This is a genomic window from Bacillus chungangensis (assembly GCF_030812995.1).
Classification (GTDB): domain Bacteria; phylum Bacillota; class Bacilli; order Bacillales; family Bacillaceae_C; genus Bacillus_CF; species Bacillus_CF chungangensis.
Genome location: NZ_JAUSTT010000007.1, coordinates 115,936 through 134,590 on the forward strand (window position 1 = coordinate 115,936; position 18,655 = coordinate 134,590).

Genomic DNA, 18,655 nt, shown 5'->3' on the forward strand with positions numbered 1-18,655 from the left:
TCAATTGTTATCCGCTTTGCTTTTTTAAATAATCGAGCTTCTTCTCAAATTTTTCTTTAAAGTGCAGCAGTTCATCTCTAAGTTCGGTTAATGCTTCAATTTGAGCTTCTACTTGTTTTACTTTCTGCTCCCCATATTCAATTGTTCTTTCCAATTGTTTCATACCTGCTTGGTCTTCATAAAATAAATCAATCATTTCTTTGATTTCATCAAGTGAAAATCCAAACCTTTTTCCTCTTAAAATCAACTTAACTCGTGCGCGATCCTCCTTTGTATAATGCCTCGTACCGTTAGGAGAACGCTTTGGACTTAATAACTTTTTTTCTTCGTAATAACGAATCGTTCGAGTGCTCACTTCAAATTCCTCAGACAAGTCAGAAATAGTGTAGTATAAACAAGATTTTTTCATATTTATCTCTAGTAAAACTAGCATCCACCTTCTTTCTTTTTTGTTCACTTATACTCTAGATGAATTTGACGTTAACGTCAACAGTAAATTCTATAAAATCAGAAAAATTTAAAAAGAATAATAATTTATCGTTGTGATGAATCTTTGATAAAAACCGTGCAGCAATCTACACGGTTCATTTCAACGCTTTTGGTTTTATTCTTACGAAAGTACGTGCACCGTCTATTTGGAAAACCAAGATGATCATTGAAAGCAAAAATAGCATCGCACTGAAAATCATGAAGAGGCTAATGTCTTTCGTATGTTGAATGAAAAGCCCGCCAATGTAAGGACCAGTTAAACTACCGATGCTAAAAGCAATACCACATAATAAGTTGCCGGTCGGCAGCAGATTTTTCGGTGTTAAATCGGCCATAAAACTAATCCCAAGGCTAAAAGTAGAGCCAACGACCATTCCGGCAATAAAAATACAGATGAGGATTGCCACGAATGTTTCTTCAAAAAGGCTTGCTCCAGTAAAGCAAAGCCCACCTAAACTACAAACAATAACGAGTACCCTCCTTCTTCCGTACTGATCGCTAAGCATCCCTAAAGGAAGTTGAAAGAGAATGCCGCCAATTGCAAATGCAAACAACAACATCGAGACTTGCGAAATGGAGAGGCCAATTCGAAGTCCATATACCGGAAAGCTGCCATTCAATGTTGCTTCTAAAAAACCATAGCCAAAAGCAGGCAAAAACGCTAGCCAAGCAAACTTCCATGTATGCACAAATCGGGCAAAGATATCTTTAAACGTATTTATTTGTACTGTTTGTTCAGGAAACTCATTTATTAGTACAAATAATAATGTCCAAACAAGCAGACACAATAGAGACGACAACATAAATGGCAATGCTTCATTTATCCCACATCTAACTGGCAGTAAGACCCCCACCTCAAGAGTTAGAGTAATCGAGAAGTCTAGGTGGGGGATAACTGCCAGTAAATGTCCGATTGGTTCAACTAACCATCAGTGGGGGATGAGAGAAAACCCCCACTGATGGAAGTTTCACTTTATCTTTACTAATGGCGTCATCAATGGTCCAACGGCAAATCCAACGCCAAAAAATAATCCATACAGAGAAATATTTCGACCGCGTTTATGTACTGGAGAAAAATCGGTAATCCAAGTTTGAGTCCCGAAATGTAAAGCATGGTCGCCTATTCCAATAAAGAGGCGGAGAAGAAACCAGAACCAAAAAGACTTCCATAATGGAAAAAGTGCTAGAGATAAAATAACCAATAAGCCTCCCCCAATGATGATCGGCTTATAGCCATATTTACGTAAAGGTGCTTCCATAAATGGACTAATAAGTAAAATTCCGATATATAATCCTGCTGCATTGAGTCCATTTAAGGAGGAAGAAATGCCATCTTGTTCAAAAATAATCGCAATTAAAGGCAGGAGCATACCTTGGCTAAAACCAGAAATAGCAACAATGCTTACTAATATCCAGAAACGGCTTTTAACACGATTCATTTACAGACCCCCGATCTTAAATTTTTATTTGTAATGAATAGGAGCTGTAGTCGAATAAAGAAAATTTATAAAGAACGAACATGTGATGGAATGATGTTTATGCCAACATTTCATCATTTTAATCAGGTGATTCCATCTGATATTTAAGTACAGCTTAAAAAATTCGAATACGAGCAAACCTCTTATGATGTTAAAAGGAAATCCTTATCTTGACAAGATCAAACAAGCAAAATATTTTTATTCTAAAGAAAAGAGTTGTATACTTTAAATACACTGGGTGGTATATAAGAAGGGGTCTTTCATAAGACCTATATTTAGGTGAGATCGTTTACTTCATCTATTTTAAAGAGAAAGGAAGACCGATAATGAAATTTAACATGAAGGATGGCGGTTTTTATACAGAGCTTCCGTATGGAAGATTGGATATTTCCGGTAATGAGGAGAATGGTTTTCGTCCATTTCAGCTTCTAGTAACATCCGTCGCTGTATGCAGTGGTGGCGTTTTGAGGAAAGTTTTAGAAAAACAGCGTATGGAAGTAGAGGACATGACGATTACTGCGGATGTAAAGAGAAATGAAGAGGCTGCAAATCGTATTGAAAAAATCACGATCCATTTTAAAATCAAAGGGAAGAAGTTAGAGGAAAAAAAGGTCGCAAAAGCTTTGGAATTGGCGCAAAAAAATTGTTCTATGTTCCAATCTGTTATTGGAGCAATTGATGTAACAGAAACATTTGAGCTTGTCTAAATAATACGAATAATAACAGAGCTTCATTTTTAACAATACCTAATAACAATACTAAAAAACTGTCTCGAAAAAGGCGGTTTTTTATTTTGCATTTATAGGAGGCTTCATAAGATGTATTATTTGAAAAATCAGATTATAAATGCTAAATTTTTTCAATTGTAAATGGGATAATAACGTCGTTCTCGGTAAAAATAAAACAAGTAATGAAACGCTGTAGAAAGGAGTTTTGTAATGAAACAGCTACGCTTAGCCGCTATTTTTATTCTTGTTTTTACAATGATGTGTTTGCACGTTTCTGCTGAGAAAAAGACAACCAGTGAGAAGAAAAAACAATTAGCCATTCCATCCTCAGTGCTGCATATTGGGAAAGAAAATACGTACTCTAATTCCGATGAGGATCTGCCTAATCTTGAACCGAGCGAATGGACAAAGGAAATTCTTAAAACGACAAACGTTAAAATTGAAAACCCAAATCTTATTCGTATGCTAAATGAATCGGCAGTTAATAAGACGCCATTTGCAATCGGTCTTCGGGCAACTATTTATTTAGGAGAATGGCCTTTAAACTATGAATCGATTGAAACGATTCCAAATTGGCAGTATCAAAAAATAAATACAAATTATTATGATAATCGTGGCGGAAACACGAATTACCAGGTTCACTACGTCCAAGAGGTACAGAAAGTAGTAAAAGGTGGATTGACTGCAAAAGTGGATAAGGCGGATGATGTCAGGAAAATGATGCTCTTAAAAGCAATGTCTGCAACAAATTTGCCGCTTTCTTTTGAAACTGTGATTGGTGCTGGAACAAAGAAAGAACAAAGATATAACATTCCACCTCAGCGCTTAGGGTATTTATATACTTATGCTCCGGCGATTAGTGAAAAAGGGAAAGTAACGTCTGGTGAAGTGTATTTAGTAATAAAGGGTTCGAAGCGCAGTATTATGGTGAAAAATATTACTTCTCAAGGCATAGGAGCTTGGATTCCATTGCAAGATTACGTCTCGTTTAGCTTTAATGCAACAAATCAGCCTAGATAATGGAGAAGAAAAGGACGCTAGAGGCGTTCTTTTCTTCTCCAATTTATCCCACATCTAACTGGCAGTAAGACCCCGACCTCAAAAATAAGAGGACTCGAAGAAGTCTAGGTGAGGGATAACTGAAAGTCAAATGTCCGATTGGTTCGGGCCGACAGGATAAGGAAAGCTTCTTGAATCAACATCGCACGAAGAAAAGCGGTTTCCTTTTCGAGGACGTTGCGGTCTTAGCCTTTGTTCTACTTCCCATCAGTGGGGGATGAGAGAAAACCCCCACTGATGGAAGTTTCACTTTATTATGGTGCTTAAGATGACAGCTGTGACTGCCGTTTCATAAAGTCGACTTCTTTGTAATAAGCATCCTTTACAAGCAAATTTGGACCAAGGCAATGAACGGCAGGGCAGTGGCAATTTACAGATGATGCAAGTGAACCAGATAGCCATTTGTTAAACATTGTTGGTAATGAGGAATGTTGAATGTTTCCAATTGCTGGTATGTTGCTAAAGTCAGTCACGATGACATCACCAGAAAAAATATTAACATTCAAACGTGATCGTCCATCGGGATCATTCCTTAATGTGACATTCTTACTATTATAAAGTCTTCGCAATAATGCAAGGTCATCCTCTTTCGGACTGCATGGATAAAAAGGCAATGTTCCAAATAACATCCATACATTTTCATCACGAATATCGAGTAAGTGATGAATAGCTTCTCTTATTTCATCCAATGTCAATACTTCTAAATTGGAAGCGAAATCGACAGGATACATCGGATGAATTTCATGGCGTGCACATTTCATTTCGTTGACGATTTGATGGTGAATTCGCTCAATATGAGGAAGTGTTCGTTTGTTTAGCATCGTTTCAGCTGAAACCATCACTCCAGCTTCTACAAGCGTACGGCTATTTTCGATCATTTGTTCTAGAAATTTTTTCCGTTGTTCTCGCGTTGGTTTTTTAGGCATATTCGCAAAGCCGCCGTCAATAAACTCATCGGCATTCCCCCAATTATGGGAAATATGCAGAACACTTAAGTAAGGAGCAATCTCCATATAGCGATCGGTTTTCAAAGTGAGATTCGAATTAATTTGGGTATGAACCCCTCGCTCATGGGCATATTGCAGCAAAGGCAGGACATAATGATCCACACTTTTTTTAGATAGCATTGGTTCGCCGCCAGTAATACTTAAAGATCGCAAGTTGGGGATCTCTTCTAGTCTATCAATCAATAATTCTAGCGGGAGCGCTTGTGGATCTTTCGACTGAAGGGAATACCCTACTGCACAGTGCTCACAGCGCATGTTGCACAAATATGTTGTTGTAAATTCAATATTCGATAAAGTGAGCTGACCGTGGTCTTTTATGTCTAAATAAGATTCCCAAGGATCATAAGCAGGCGTTATTGTTTGTAATTTTTGAGAAACGTGTTGCATCATCAAAACCCCTCTAATTTGTAAGTGAACCTCTTAGGATAGTGCTTCACTGATATGTATGTTAGAAAAAAAGGAAGCATACCTGTTGTTTACGGTCCATTACTATTATTGGAGAACGATGTTCAGAAGTCAAATCTTGTCCTTACATTATTTTTTCCTTTTTATGAAAAATAAATAGTTGAAAACATCGATAATACTTGACCGAGTCTTGATATGTTGTTCTAATGAAGCCTTACTCTTCCATTCACTCGTTTCGAGGCGTATAATGATGTGGGTGGAGATAAGATCAAAAGGTAAAGTGTAAGAGGGGGATTCTAGCATGAATGTAGAGAAATTTCAAGAAAGCGTATACAAACTAATTGTAGAAACATCCACAAATCTTCCTAAAGATGTGAGAAGGGCAGTGAAGCTTGCCAAGGAAAAAGAAAGTGCCGGTACACGCTCTGCGATGGGACTAGCTACTATTACACATAACATCAAAATGGCAGATGAGCATGTTTCTCCGATATGTCAAGACACTGGACTGCCGACATTTAAAATTAAAACACCAGTGGGGATGAATCAGCTTGTGATGAAAGATGCGATCTATCGTGCAATCGCTTCCGCAACCAAAGATGCGAAGCTGCGGCCGAATTCCGTCGACTCTTTAACTGGCGAGAATAGCGGTGATAATCTTGGTTCTGGCACTCCGGTAATAAAATTTGAGCAATGGGAAAAAGATTATGTGGATATCCGTTTAATTTTAAAAGGCGGTGGCTGTGAGAATAAGAATATTCAATATAGTCTTCCGTGTAAATTAGAAGGCTTGGGACGAGCAGGACGAAACTTAGACGGGATTCGAAAATGCATCATGCATGCAGTCTATCAAGCTCAAGGGCAAGGTTGCAGTGCAGGCTTTATTGGCGTTGGCATTGGCGGGGATCGTTCCAGCGGCTATGATTTGGCGAAGGAGCAGCTCTTCCGTTCTGTTGATGATGTAAGTCCACATGAAGATTTAAGAAAGCTGGAAGAATACGTGATGGAGCACGCAAATAAGCTTGGTATTGGCACAATGGGATTTGGCGGCGAAACGACGCTATTAGGCTGTAAAATTGGAGTGATGAATCGAATTCCAGCGAGCTTTTTCGTCTCTGTAGCTTATAATTGCTGGGCTTTTCGACGTTTAGGTGCTGCCATTAATCCTGTAACAGGAGAAATCGACGAATGGTTTTACCAAGAGGGAGAAAAGATCGATTTTCTTGGAGAAGCAGAAACTGCTGCTGCTCATGAAACAGAAACAAAAGTTGTGACGCTTCAAGCGCCAATTTCAGAGGCGCAAATTCGTGAGTTAAAAGTTGGAGATGTGGTTCAAATTACAGGAAGAATGTATACTGGACGAGATGCAATTCATCACTATTTAATGGATCATGATGCACCAGTTGACCTCGACGGACAAGTAATCTATCATTGTGGACCTGTGATGGCAAAGGATGAACAGGGGAACTGGTCAGTGAAAGCAGCAGGACCGACGACATCAATTCGTGAAGAGCCTTATCAAGGAGACATTATGAAAAAATTTGGTATTCGCGCTGTCATCGGTAAAGGCGGCATGGGGCCAAAAACACTTACTGCGTTAAAGGAGCATGGCGGTGTTTACTTAAATGCAATTGGTGGAGCAGCACAATATTATGCTGATTGCATTAAGCAAGTAGATGGAGTAGATTTGCTGCAATTTGGCATTCCGGAAGCAATGTGGCATCTGCGTGTTGAAAACTTTACAGCTGTTGTCACAATGGATGCCCATGGCAATAGCCTTCACGAAGATGTCGATAAAACATCACTTGAAAAGCTTGCTCAATTTAAAGAGACTGTTTTTTAAATATTGAATGAACATGGGGGAATAAAAACTAGTCCCCCATGTTTAGTAAGAGAATACTCTTATGGCCCAATGTTTTTAAGGCAGTGTTATGAATGAAAGAAAAAATAATCATAAGTACTTTTTTAAATATTAGGCGGCATATTATCGACTTTTTTTAAATGAAGCAACTGTTATTATATGTATCATCATTCTGGCTGTCCTAGCAATTTATGATATTTATCATTTTGAAAAAGTATACCGCGCACCAAGTTAAACATTGTAGAATTGACATTTATAAAAATATTAATTGATAACATTAACTTTCAGTTTTCATTTTCTCATTGTATGCATTTCCATACTTTCCACTGCTACAAAGTCGGCAGCTTTTTTCACAATCGATATTTTTGTGTTGATGAACTTTGACTGGTTAGCAGAATATGTTAATTTATCTGAATCATTCGTATTTTATAAAGGCGCAAGTAATAAGAGCAAAAAAAATGGAAAAACAGCCTCGATTTTTACTTTAACTTCTCTATTTTGTCATTTTTAAAGTTTTGTTCACAAGCTTATCCCTCTTATTCCATATATTCTTTATAGATCAATAAAGGATTTTTTCTTTCTAACATTAAGTTAGTTTTCCAAGTGATAAGGATGCTTAAACAGCTATTAAATAGCTGTTTTCTTTTGTAATATAGCGATCATCGGCTATTTTTACTATTAGATGAAGCTCTAAGAATGTCGGAGCATGTTTGTCTTTTTCTTTATGGACGCTTAAATATAAAGCAATTCAATATCAGGGTAAATCGTTTCTTTTTCATTTTGTCAAAGCAAGCAACTTGATCTCCTTAAATCAGATTTCAAAATGAAGATGCTAAAAAATAAAAGCAAGCATAATAACAGGATTTTGGAAAAAAATAAGGAAAAGCTGAAAAAGGAAGGATGCTTAATGAAAAAATGGATAAAACTGTTTGCTGTTATCATTGTGCTATTCTCTGGAAGCACCGCAGTAAATGCGATTTCAAATAAACCAGTGCATTGGGGATTTAAGAAGGGCAGTAATGGTAAGCAAGCTGATGCTGGTGAAGAGTATGAGAAGTTGTTACATCAATATGGCGGATTTTACAAAGGCAGCAAAGATGAAAAAGTGGTCTATTTAACATTTGATAATGGCTACGAAAATGGCTATACGAAAAAAATTCTAAATATATTAAAGAAAGAGAAGGTGCCAGCGGCATTTTTTGTTACAGGTCATTATATACAAACTGAGCCTGAACTGATAAAAAGAATGGTGGATGAGGGGCATATTATTGGCAATCATTCATGGAGCCATCCAGATATGACGAAGGTGGACAAAGAGAGATTTGTGAGAGAACTTTCCCTTGTTGCTGAAGAAACAGCAAAAATAACAGGCCAAAAACAGATGCATTATTTACGTCCTCCCCGTGGTATTTTGAGTGAACGTACTTTACAGCTTGGCAATGAAGAGGGATACACTCACGTTATGTGGTCGTTGGCATTTAAAGATTGGGATGTAGACAAGCAAAGGGGTTGGAAATACGCTTATGATCAAATTAAGAAGCAAATTCATCCTGGTGCAGTGATCCTTCTACATTCTGTATCCAAAGATAATGCCGGCGCTTTAGAAAAGGCAATCAAAGACTTGAAAAAGGAAGGCTACCAATTTAAAAACTTAGATTATTTTATGGTCAAAGAAAAGATAAAAAATCCTGCATTATTTCATTAAGAAGGAAGGAGGTGGCAAAAAAAAGAACCAAAAACTCTTTTGCTTACCTCCTTTACTTATTTAATGTAAAAAGTGAAAGTAGTTTCTAACTTCGATATCATTCCCCCAACAACAATCTTAAATCATTCTCCGCCATGTATGAAAGTGTTTAATTTCATTCTCCCACATGAATCTTAATATCTCTTTAAAAAATAGGCTCGTTTAATGTTGAAAATTTGGGGAAACCCTAATAAATAGGGTTTCCCCAATACTTAATAAAATAAATGTAATCTTTAGCTTAATAAGAACCCTTCAATTGATACATATAATGAAAATAAAAAAACAGCAATTAGAAACCAACCCGTTACATTTCGTTTTTTTTGAAATTCTTCTATCCCAAAACCTACATAGTTAGACCTAAGAAGAGAATCATAATATCCACAAATTTAAAATCTTTCGTAATTCTTCCATAAAAAGCAAATAAAAGAGTTATTATTGATAACACATAACGAAGAATTTTTAACAAGATTATCCTTCCTTTCTTCTTGAACAAACTTGTTCCGTTAGTTGAATTGACTAAAATTTGAATTTTGACAATCCTTAAACTATCATATGTGTCCGTCATTTCAAATACAAATGATGTTAAATGATGTTAATAGAAATTCCTTGATATGCTGTTTAGTACTTTCGTCAACGATACCGTTGCCGACCATTATATTTTCTCAAATCGAACAACGTGTTCTGATGAACAATGAGGACACTCGAATCCTTCCTTGAATCGAGTCCCTCATTTCATTGATTAAACGACCATCAGCAGAGGAAGAAGGTTCAACATAGCGTTTAACCCATTGGTAAACTTGCTCTTTTTTGGTGTGTGGTAATTTGTCGATATACTTTAACAAGTTGCTAAACGCTTTGCTCACCTTGATAAGTCCACAAACACTTGTTCCTATGGTGATTATATCAAAAATTCAGACAGGCATCAAATATCAACATCTACCTTTAACAGAGCCAAAAAATAAAAAGCTTGATTGACTATATACACAAGATTCCGCTAATATTTAACGAAACCTCGGTCACTTCGTGAGTTGTAAGAGATAGGTTTCTTTATCTTATTAAAAAACCCTAGGCTAATTCGCCCATTAGCAAAATCTCCAAATCTTGACTAACATGAGTAGACATGGTATTAAAACATTAGCGGATATCAAGTATCCGAGCTGAAAATAACTAAAGACTGCTAAACTTCATAGCAGTCTTTACTCTTGTGTAAACATTTATCCCACATCAACTGGCGAGTCAAAACCCTCACCTAGGGGAGTAAGGGAATCAGAAGCGCAGGTGGGGGATGACTGAAAGTCAAATGTCCGATTGGTTCGGGCCGACAGGATAAGGAAAGCTTCTCGAATTAGCATCGCATGAAGAAAAAGTGCTCTTCTTTTTCGAGGACGTTGAGGCCTTAGCCTTTGTTTTACTTCTTATGAGTGGGGGATGAAAGAAAACCCCACTCATGGAAGTTTCACTTTATAGAAAATATGAATGTTGTATTCTTTCAACAAGGAGAGATTTTATTATGAAGCTATTATGGATAGAAGATGAGTATCGTATCGTTGCCGAGGTCATCCCTTTTTTGGAACAAGAAGGATGTAAGATAACACATGTTCTCAACTCCAATGAAGCATTATCTATTCTTGAAAAAGAAAGGTTTGATTTACTGCTGATAGATTGGATGCTTCCAGGAATGCCAGGGACTGAATTATGCAAAGAAGTGCAGCAAAGATGGAAAGTCCCTGTTATTATGTTAACAGCAAGATCCGAAGAATGGGATAAAGTGATTGCTCTTGAAATTGGTGCAGATGATTATATCGTAAAACCTTTTGGAATGAGAGAATTGTTTGCGAGAATAAAAGCAGTTTTACGAAGGGCGGGTTCCTATAATATAGCAAAAGATCGTGTTTTACAAATACAATCATTAACGATTGACATTTTAGGTCATGAAGTAAGAAAGAATGATGAACTTGTCTCCCTTACTCCAACAGAATTTAATATATTAGTAACCTTAGCTCAACAGCCTGGTCGTGTATTTAGTCGATTACAGCTGATAGATGATGCTTTAGGAGAGACTTATTACGGATTTGAAAGAACGATTGATTCGCACATTCGGAATTTAAGACAAAAAGTGGAGGATGATCCCGCTGACCCGCAATACATCTTAACCGTATATGGAATCGGTTATAAATTTGGAGGAGGCATTGATTAATATGTGGTCAATCGTTAGAAAGCGCTCTCTCCTAACGGCACTTATCACAGCTGTTGCCTGCTCTTTGTTTATATTTGTTTTTATTACATGGTTACAATTTCAAGCTAATCGAGATTATGAGCAGCAACAGAAGATGCAAACGGAGATTTTTCTAGCCTCCTATTACGAAATTTATGGAAACTGGGAAAATGCTATCGACAAGCTTCAAACAGCAAAACTATTTCAGAATAGTGACATTCAGATTTGGTCGTCCACTAATCAACCCCTCTGGCCGCAGAAAACAGTAGATCATGGTTCGGATGAGATAGGTAATCGCAACGTTGAGGAGAGTCGACGTCATGTGTTGATTTTAAATGGACAAGTAATTGGAACTTTTACAGGTACCTTTGAAAGAGAAAGCATCCCAGTTCCATATTTGATGATTTTCTCATTTACCATTGGTTTGCTCTTATTTATCATCATCTATAGCGTCATATTAAAAAAAGAACGAACGCATAGGCAGTCTCTTAAGAAGATCATCACGCAACTAGCTTTTTTTGAGCCGCCTAAACATGAAAAAAGACAGGATTCCTATTCAGATATGGAGCAATTAATAGAAACAAAAGTAAATAAGATTGCAGAGCGTCTGTATCTGCTTGAGACGATTAGGAAGTCAATGGTAGCGGATATTGCCCATGAATTACGAACCCCACTAACAGTGATGCGGGCTAAGCTTGATAATTCTTTACGTAACCAGATCCCATTGGAACTTCCTCAAGCTTCATTGCTTCAGGACGAAATATATCGAATGAGTAAGCTTCTTGGAGATTTACAGCAACTTGCCTTAGCGGAATCAGGCCATCTGATATTGCATAAAAATTGGTTTTCGTTACGGAGCATGTTAGAAGAGCTGACATCTTTATTAGCGATAGATTCGAAGGAATCAGGAATAGCAGTAAGATTACAAAGTGAAGAAGCTTTTCGTGTCTACGCGGATGAAAACCGTCTTAGACAAGTATTTGTGAATATCGTCGGCAATGCCCTAAGATTTGCACGCTCTATGGTTTCCATCTCAGTGTCTTTTGAGTCTTCTTCCTGTATCATTACAGTGACTGATGATGGAGTAGGGATAGAGGAGGAAGAGATTCCCTATCTATTTGAGCGTTTCTATAGAGGAACGGTAAACCGACGAAAAGAAGGGAACGGCTCTTTAACTGGTCTTGGTTTAGGGCTTCCTATTGCAAACGAGTTAATCGAAGCACATCATGGAACGATCGATGTAACAAGCAGATGGCAAGAAGGGACAACTTTTCAAATTAAATTCCCTATTTATTACGAAGCAACATAATCTGCACAACATCTGCATCATTCCTCTATCACTTCTGAATAATTACTTGTTACATTTATATCTAGTGAACTATTTAACATGTTATGGTGAGGCATATGCCCAGAACATCAGTGATAGGCTTAATTGTAGGTGTAACTGCAGTTGTTGTTGGAATAGTGCTAAAGGGTGTTGGACTTTCTTCTTTGCTTAATGAAGTTGCAATTCTTATGATTATCGCTGGGACAATTGTAACAGTTATCATTGCTTTTCCAAAGTGGTACTAAGAAGAGAAGAGGTAGGAAGATGATCAAAGCAAATCAACTAACCAAGATATTTGGAGAGGGCGAATCGATGGTTCGCGCATTGAAAGAAGTGAATCTCGTTATTGAGAAAGGTGAAATGGTCAGTATTGTAGGTCCATCAGGATGTGGAAAATCAACATTGCTCCATGTTCTTTCTGGAATTGACGATCCGACAGAAGGAGAAGTCTATATCGATGGATTTGACCTTTATGGAGCTAAAGATAATAAGCGCTCTGCGTTCCGCCTAACAAAAATGGGGTTTGTATTTCAAGCGTTTCATTTGATACCGGTGTTAACTGCTCTTGAAAATGTAGCGCTTCCGCTTATTGGACAAGGTCTGTCAACAAAGGAAGCAAATGATAAAGCGCGAGCAGCATTAAAGCAAGTAGGCCTCGAAGAAAAACTGTATACTCGTCCTGGTCAATTATCGGGAGGACAAAACCAACGTATTGCGATAGCCCGTGCGATTGTTACAGAACCTGCTGTGATTTGGGCAGATGAACCTACAGGGGCCCTTGACAGCCAAACTGCCCAGCAAATTGTCGGATTGCTTCGTCATATTAATGATACGATGGGGACAACGATTGTGGTGGTGACACACGACCTAAGCATTTCCAAACAAACCGACCGTATTTTTAGCATGAAAAATGGGCGAATCATAAAGACAGATACAGTAAACAACTTCGATATATCTGCTGCATTAAAGTTGGTGAGAGAATGAAAAGATTGTTTAATCATGGTATTGCTTGGAAAATGGCGTGGCGAAACCTTATGTCACAACGTCGACGGACACTGTTAACGATAGCAGGAGGCTGTATTAGTACAGCACTTATCATGGCGTCGATTATTTTTTATCAATCATTTGATGAAAGCGGCAACCGCTGGCTGAAAAAACACTACGGTCCGATTGATTGGGAGTTGCGTCCACCTAATAACAACTCCTTTTTTTCAGCCGAAGAATTGCTTACCATTGAACAATTTTTAGAACTATCTCAACTGCAACAATTACCAGCGGTTACATTTGAGACCCAAGTCAGCAAGGTAGACGGCAATCTTCAATCTGTTCGAAAGGGTATGCGATATCTTGGCATTGGACTGGATTTTTCACAAGCATCCATATTCGATACTGAAAATCTTTTGTGGAACCTTTCTCTATCCGAAGATCAGATCGTTCTCTCTGAAGCGATTGCAAAGCCGCTAGAACTTACGGAAGGAGATACGGTGACATTAACAGATGTTAAAGGGAAGGAGCATTTTTTTCAGGTTAAAAAAGTTGTCAAGGAAGAAGGAATTTCCGGTTATAGAGGCAGTTCCTTTACTGAAGGTACATTATTAATGGGATTGTCTCCTGCTAGAATGCTTGCTGGGCTTTCAGATCAAGCAATCACTTCTATATTTACCGGTATACCCGACAATTCATTATTTACCGGTATATCCGACAATTCAGATATACCCGACAATTCATTTATAATGCCGATTTTTCCAGCCCCATCGCCGTTATTTGAGGTAATAGAACAAAAACGGTTAGATTTTAATCAAGTCCAAGAGATGAAAATGAAGCATAGGGATATCTTTGTCGGTTGTAGCATGACAGCAATTATAGCCGGAGCCGTGCTCATGATACAAATCCTTCTTATGTTGGCGGATAGCCGTAAAGAAACAACAGCAATACTACGGGCCATTGGGTTTCAGCGCAAACAAACGCAAACAATTTTTTTTATCGAGGCTTTTTTAATCAATCTGCTCTGTACAGGTGTAGGAATTCTTTTGGGGACTCCACTCGGCTATTGTATCATCGTTTTATTTGGGTGGTTCAATCGTGATCTTTTATTTGCCTACAGTGCAAATAACATTCCAATCATACCGTATATCTCTCTTGAAGGAATGTTGTTAACAGGTATAATCGTTTTTGGGTTAATCATGTTAACTTCGCTTTCCGCTTGTTTCAACCTAGGAAATCTGAACATTGTACCTGTCTTACGAGGGAGAGACAATAAAATCGAACTGCGGAGCGCAAGCAAGTATACGAAAGCGCGAATCGGAGTAACGTTATGTGCAGCAATGATTCTAGGGATATATATCGTGCAATTAGTGATGGGAAAGGGAATTGCAAATAAAATGATAGACTCCAGATCATACTCTGCACCTGCTTTTGCTTTCTGGTTTGTTGCTTCCATTTCTTTATTATATCTAGTCATACAAATTATTCCATTCGTTCAAAAGCTGTTAAAACCATTATTGCTGCGATTGGGAATTGGAGAAGCAGCACAAATTCTTGCTTTTCGCTATCCTGCGGGAAACTATCGGCGTACATTCGGCATAACCGTATTATTTAGCTGTTGTTTCATGCTGCTTACGCTTGTTGTCATCATTACACAATATTTTGTTCAAGTCATGGAACAAAATCCTTATACAATTCTTAGCTATCCTGCTTATATCAAATATGAAACGGATAGCGAAAAAGAACAGATTTTATCCATCCTTCACCAAGATCGAAAACTCAGAAAAATAGCTAAAAAATCAGCTGTTCTCGAGCCCTATATGATCCAAACTGCTTCAAAAGGAGCATTCCCAGCAGGGGCTCAATTAAATTTGACAATTCCAAACGATGCTTTTTTCCATCATAAAAATCTCACCCTTTCCGAGCGTTCCACTGCTTTTGTTTCGGATGAGGAGGCTTGGAAAGCAGTGATGAATAATCCGCAATATGTCATTCTGGATAAAAAATATAGTTATGCACTTGAAGAGTGGCCTGGAATGGAACGAAATGTTTTGCGAAAATTAAATGTGGGAGATAAATTGAGATTGGATGTACTTGGCGTTAATGTTGAACCAAATACACCCGGTTTTGGAGAGGAACCTAAGGTTGTGGATTCCATTGATATCGAGATTATTGGTTTTGCAGATATTTTATCAAGTATCGAATTTTATAATATCATGTTCGTTCACCCGCAAGTTCATGAAAAGCTGAAGCCACTAGGATATCGGTGGCCGAATACTCCTGAAAAAGGCTATATCATGCTTCCTTTACTTTCTAAAGATATGAAATATCTACGTAAAATAGAAGAACAGGTTGCCATTTTAGGTATAAACGGTTTTTTTGCTCCTGGAATCGTGGATGCATCAGACGATATTAAACACATTCAGATGATGTGGATTTATAATGGTTTCATGATCTTGTCTTTAGGTATTGGTTTAACGGGTTTAGCGATTCTTCAGTTTCGTGCTGTCCAAGAACGGTCTAAAATCATTGCCATGATGCGTTGCATTGGACTCAGCACTCGACTTGTTCGACAAATGCTAGTACTTGAAGGAACGATGATAGGATGGATTGGTATCCTTAATGGTTTTTTGTTTGGTACGATAGGAGGGTATGTGATCGTAAATATATACGAGTCTTACAAGAGGCCAACAGACCCTTCACTGTCCTTTTATTTTCCTTGGGAGTTGATGTTACCAATAGTTGGTACACTCATGCTCTTAACACTTTTACTAAATGTAGAACCATCAAAACGTATCTTGCAGCTTTCGCCAAGTGAAGCGATCCGTTCAGTAGACTAGTAGAAGAATCTTACGAAAAGTTGGATGTTCAGCAACATGTGTTCTAAGAATAAGGAATGAGATGGTTCATCGGTAAAATATTATAAAGAACTGTGCTGCTGCCCACGGTAACATAAATACAGGTATTTTTTCATTCTGAAGTAAGGAGGTGAACAGAAAGATTCTTTTGTTCACCTTCTTTACTTATAAAAATAAAATAACATCTTGCAAAACAACTATCTATCCTTATAAAAATATTACATTTATTCAGTATTTTTCCACTTTTAATTCATTAAAGATCCTTGCGTTAGCCACTATGTAACACTATTTGAAAAGAAAAGGAAAAAACTATATTCTCCGTTTTTTCACAAATATACTTGACAAAAGCAACTATCTTACATTATATTATCATTACTTTCAGAAAAGGGTGATTTTTATAAATGGAGCAATACACGGAGGAGATAAGAAAATTTAACCGATTTTATACTCGGGTAATCGGAGTGAACAATCAATATACAGACAAAAGCAAATATTCGGCGACAGAGGCACAAATTCTCTATGAGATTAGTATAAAGCATCATTGCAGTGCTGGTTATTTAAGTGACTATTTTTATCTCGATAAGGGCTATTTAAGCCGAATCATTAAGCGCTTTGAAAAGGATGAAATCATTCGTAAAAGACCAGCGCTTGAAGATAAAAGAGTTGCGTACATAGAAATAACCGAAAAAGGCCGAAACGAGCTTAGTGAGTTAATTTCATCGGCAAATGATGTTGTTTCGAAGATGATTGCTCACCTCTCTGATGAAAAAAAACAGTCGCTCATTGAAGCAATGGAAAAAATTCAAGAAATATTAATTGATTATTGATCTCCATTTTTAAAAAATAAAAACCGATATTTAAATATCGTGATTTTTTTCAATCTTTTAGATTTTAAAAAAGAGGGGAGTTTTATTAAAAATGAGAAAACAGGCATACACCTTTATTTTTATGATTTTTCTGATAGTCACAACTGCGTGTTCTCCAGAAACAGCAGGAACAGATACGTCAGATAAAAAATCGAATAACAAGGGAGCAGAACAAGCAAACAAAACAGATGTGACGATTGCGATTGAAGCAGACGCAGGAACTTTACTAGCGAATACAGATGTAAACTATACAACAGATGTGCAAATTAGAAATATTTACGATCCTTTAATCGATCGCGACCCAAAAACTGGTGAAGTGATTCCAGCATTAGCAACAGAATGGGAAAACATTGATGAACATACGTGGGAATTCACCCTTAAAGAAGGAGTATCTTTTCACAATGGAGCTCCTTTTAATGCGGAAGCAGTAAAGTTTAGTATCGATTTTATTCTCGATGAAGCAAATAATTCTTTTTACCGCTCACGATGGGTAGATGTACAAGAAGTAAAGGTGATTGATGACTATAAAGTACAGATTATGACGTCAGCACCTTTTCCTAGCATGGTACAAAGAGTTGCAGAAGATCTTTTAATCATGGAACCAGGCTATGTAAAAGAAGTAGGACTTGATGAAGCAGCGAAGAAGCCAATTGGTACAGGTGCCTATAAATTTAAAGAATGGAGAAGAGATGAGCACTTAAAGTTAGAAGCAAATGAAGAGTATTGGAATGGCAAACCAGCAATTAAAGATGTAACATTTCGCTACGTACCTGAGTTTGGATCACGACTTTCTTCATTTTTAAGCGGAGAAATTGATTTGTTTAAAAACGTGCCAGTAGACTCAGTTGAAAATATTAAGTCTAATCAAAACGCGAAAATTGAAAGTATTGGCTCTTCTAGAGTGAACTATGTTGCCCTTAATAATTTCTTTAATGGGCCGCTTAAAGATAAAAAAGTGAGACAAGCTCTTAATTATGCAGTAGATGTCGATGAGTTGCTTGAAACTGTACTTAATGGCAATGGCACAAAAATGACCGGTCCGTTAGCAAAAATTAACCTTGAGTATACGGAAACTGAAGGCTATCAACATGATCCAGATAAAGCAATTGCACTATTGAAAGAAGCCGGATATGAGCCGGAAGATCTTAATCTTACATTAGATACACCGAATGGCAGATATCCGATGGATACACAGGTAGCACAAGCAATTGCTGCTCAACTCCAACGAATTGGCATTAAAGTAGATGTTGAAGTAAACGAATGGGGCAACCACCTAACGAAAATTCGTCAACGTGAAATGGGAGATATGTTTATTCTAGGTTGGGGTCCAGCCTTTGAAGGCCAGTCAACAATTGAAAACTTATTTACAGAAGCAGCTCCATACAGCGGTTTTTATGAGCCGGCAGTAGAAGAAGAAATTAAAAAAGCAATTCCACTTTTCGATCCAGAAGAACGTAAAAAAGCATTTGCTGACATCCAGCATCTTTTAGTAGAGGAAGCTGCTTGGATTCCGTTGTGGCAGCAAGCAGATTTATATGCAGTGCATAAAGACTTGCAATTTCATCCTCGTGTTGATGAAAGAATACAAGTATTTGAGATGAAGTGGTAGAAAAAAGGGGGGAGAAGCTCCCCCTTTT

At 37.5% G+C, this 18,655-nt stretch carries 15 protein-coding genes and 2 pseudogenes; 11 read left to right on the forward strand and 6 right to left on the reverse strand.

Annotated features, from left to right (window positions below):
- Positions 1-7 precede the first annotated feature (7 nt).
- The 3 genes and pseudogenes from J2S08_RS07435 to J2S08_RS07445 all read right to left on the reverse strand — a co-directional run.
- On the reverse strand, positions 8-433 hold the full coding sequence (locus tag J2S08_RS07435) for a MerR family transcriptional regulator (protein ID WP_307228163.1): 426 nt from the start codon (positions 431-433) through the stop codon (positions 8-10).
- Between the two features lie 151 nt (positions 434-584).
- Positions 585-1,292, reverse strand: coding sequence for an MFS transporter (locus J2S08_RS07440; RefSeq protein WP_307228277.1), 708 nt, complete (start codon positions 1,290-1,292; stop codon positions 585-587).
- A 174-nt stretch (positions 1,293-1,466) separates the two neighbouring features.
- Positions 1,467-1,928, reverse strand: a pseudogene (locus J2S08_RS07445) (MFS transporter); the annotation flags it as partial.
- Between the two features lie 365 nt (positions 1,929-2,293).
- Here J2S08_RS07445 and J2S08_RS07450 point away from each other — a divergent pair.
- Together J2S08_RS07450 and J2S08_RS07455 are read left to right on the forward strand one after the other, a co-directional pair.
- Positions 2,294-2,674 carry an OsmC family protein gene (locus J2S08_RS07450; protein ID WP_307228165.1) on the forward strand — a complete coding sequence of 127 codons (381 nt, stop codon included), beginning with the start codon at positions 2,294-2,296 and terminating at the stop codon, positions 2,672-2,674.
- 231 nt (positions 2,675-2,905) lie between these two features.
- On the forward strand, positions 2,906-3,715 hold the full coding sequence (locus tag J2S08_RS07455; protein WP_307228167.1) for a YfkD famly protein: 810 nt from the start codon (positions 2,906-2,908) through the stop codon (positions 3,713-3,715).
- A 302-nt stretch (positions 3,716-4,017) separates the two neighbouring features.
- On the opposite strand, the gene yfkAB is transcribed toward J2S08_RS07455, so the two are convergent.
- Complete coding sequence (gene yfkAB / locus J2S08_RS07460) at positions 4,018-5,151, reverse strand: radical SAM/CxCxxxxC motif protein YfkAB (protein WP_307228169.1); 1,134 nt, start codon at positions 5,149-5,151, stop codon at positions 4,018-4,020.
- A 316-nt stretch (positions 5,152-5,467) separates the two neighbouring features.
- On the opposite strand from yfkAB, the gene J2S08_RS07465 reads away from it, so the two are divergent.
- Together J2S08_RS07465 and pdaA are read left to right on the forward strand one after the other, a co-directional pair.
- Positions 5,468-7,006, forward strand: coding sequence for a fumarate hydratase (locus J2S08_RS07465; protein ID WP_307228171.1), 1,539 nt, complete (start codon positions 5,468-5,470; stop codon positions 7,004-7,006).
- Positions 7,007-7,931: 925 nt separating this feature from the next.
- Positions 7,932-8,729 (forward strand): delta-lactam-biosynthetic de-N-acetylase, encoded by a 798-nt coding sequence (pdaA, locus tag J2S08_RS07470; protein WP_307228173.1) that lies wholly within the window; start codon positions 7,932-7,934, stop codon positions 8,727-8,729.
- Positions 8,730-9,001: 272 nt separating this feature from the next.
- Here the strand turns inward: pdaA and J2S08_RS22480 are convergent, their stop codons facing one another.
- Together J2S08_RS22480 and J2S08_RS07475 are read right to left on the reverse strand one after the other, a co-directional pair.
- Entirely contained in the window at positions 9,002-9,154 is a 153-nt protein-coding gene (locus J2S08_RS22480) for a YczI family protein (RefSeq protein ID WP_370875649.1), read from the reverse strand.
- A 247-nt stretch (positions 9,155-9,401) separates the two neighbouring features.
- Positions 9,402-9,631 (reverse strand): annotated as a pseudogene (locus J2S08_RS07475) (transposase-like zinc-binding domain-containing protein); the annotation flags it as partial.
- 647 nt (positions 9,632-10,278) lie between these two features.
- Between J2S08_RS07475 and J2S08_RS07480 the strand changes: the two are divergent.
- From J2S08_RS07480 to J2S08_RS07510, 7 genes are all read left to right on the forward strand, one after another.
- A complete protein-coding gene (locus J2S08_RS07480; protein ID WP_307228175.1) occupies positions 10,279-10,965 on the forward strand; it encodes a response regulator transcription factor in 687 nt (228 codons plus the stop codon).
- A 1-nt stretch (position 10,966) separates the two neighbouring features.
- A complete protein-coding gene (locus tag J2S08_RS07485) occupies positions 10,967-12,292 on the forward strand; it encodes a sensor histidine kinase (RefSeq protein WP_307228176.1) in 1,326 nt (441 codons plus the stop codon).
- 95 nt (positions 12,293-12,387) lie between these two features.
- Positions 12,388-12,555 (forward strand): MotA/TolQ/ExbB proton channel family protein, encoded by a 168-nt coding sequence (locus tag J2S08_RS07490; protein WP_307228177.1) that lies wholly within the window; start codon positions 12,388-12,390, stop codon positions 12,553-12,555.
- Positions 12,556-12,574: 19 nt separating this feature from the next.
- Complete coding sequence (locus J2S08_RS07495; protein WP_307228178.1) at positions 12,575-13,294, forward strand: ABC transporter ATP-binding protein; 720 nt, start codon at positions 12,575-12,577, stop codon at positions 13,292-13,294.
- A complete protein-coding gene (locus tag J2S08_RS07500) occupies positions 13,291-16,134 on the forward strand; it encodes an ABC transporter permease (protein WP_307228179.1) in 2,844 nt (947 codons plus the stop codon). The genes J2S08_RS07495 and J2S08_RS07500 overlap by 4 nt, the downstream gene beginning before the upstream one ends.
- Before the next feature lie 419 nt (positions 16,135-16,553).
- A complete protein-coding gene (locus J2S08_RS07505) occupies positions 16,554-16,979 on the forward strand; it encodes a MarR family winged helix-turn-helix transcriptional regulator (protein ID WP_307228180.1) in 426 nt (141 codons plus the stop codon).
- Positions 16,980-17,070: 91 nt separating this feature from the next.
- Positions 17,071-18,627, forward strand: coding sequence for an ABC transporter substrate-binding protein (locus tag J2S08_RS07510; RefSeq protein ID WP_307228181.1), 1,557 nt, complete (start codon positions 17,071-17,073; stop codon positions 18,625-18,627).
- Positions 18,628-18,655: the final 28 nt, after the last annotated feature.

What these genes read in the sequence shown, in the direction of transcription:
- J2S08_RS07495 (WP_307228178.1), top strand. Translation starts at nt 12,575, where the DNA reads ATGATCAAAGCAAATCAACTAACCAAGATATTTGGAGAGGGCGAATCG.
- J2S08_RS07435 (WP_307228163.1), bottom strand. Translation starts at nt 433, where the DNA reads ATGCTAGTTTTACTAGAGATAAATATGAAAAAATCTTGTTTATACTAC.
- J2S08_RS07510 (WP_307228181.1), top strand. Translation starts at nt 17,071, where the DNA reads ATGAGAAAACAGGCATACACCTTTATTTTTATGATTTTTCTGATAGTC.
- J2S08_RS07455 (WP_307228167.1), top strand. Translation starts at nt 2,906, where the DNA reads ATGAAACAGCTACGCTTAGCCGCTATTTTTATTCTTGTTTTTACAATG.
- J2S08_RS07465 (WP_307228171.1), top strand. Translation starts at nt 5,468, where the DNA reads ATGAATGTAGAGAAATTTCAAGAAAGCGTATACAAACTAATTGTAGAA.
- J2S08_RS07480 (WP_307228175.1), top strand. Translation starts at nt 10,279, where the DNA reads ATGAAGCTATTATGGATAGAAGATGAGTATCGTATCGTTGCCGAGGTC.
- J2S08_RS07500 (WP_307228179.1), top strand. Translation starts at nt 13,291, where the DNA reads ATGAAAAGATTGTTTAATCATGGTATTGCTTGGAAAATGGCGTGGCGA.
- J2S08_RS07485 (WP_307228176.1), top strand. Translation starts at nt 10,967, where the DNA reads ATGTGGTCAATCGTTAGAAAGCGCTCTCTCCTAACGGCACTTATCACA.
- J2S08_RS07450 (WP_307228165.1), top strand. Translation starts at nt 2,294, where the DNA reads ATGAAATTTAACATGAAGGATGGCGGTTTTTATACAGAGCTTCCGTAT.
- J2S08_RS07505 (WP_307228180.1), top strand. Translation starts at nt 16,554, where the DNA reads ATGGAGCAATACACGGAGGAGATAAGAAAATTTAACCGATTTTATACT.
- pdaA (WP_307228173.1), top strand. Translation starts at nt 7,932, where the DNA reads ATGAAAAAATGGATAAAACTGTTTGCTGTTATCATTGTGCTATTCTCT.
- J2S08_RS07440 (WP_307228277.1), bottom strand. Translation starts at nt 1,292, where the DNA reads ATGTTGTCGTCTCTATTGTGTCTGCTTGTTTGGACATTATTATTTGTA.
- yfkAB (WP_307228169.1), bottom strand. Translation starts at nt 5,151, where the DNA reads ATGATGCAACACGTTTCTCAAAAATTACAAACAATAACGCCTGCTTAT.
- J2S08_RS07490 (WP_307228177.1), top strand. Translation starts at nt 12,388, where the DNA reads ATGCCCAGAACATCAGTGATAGGCTTAATTGTAGGTGTAACTGCAGTT.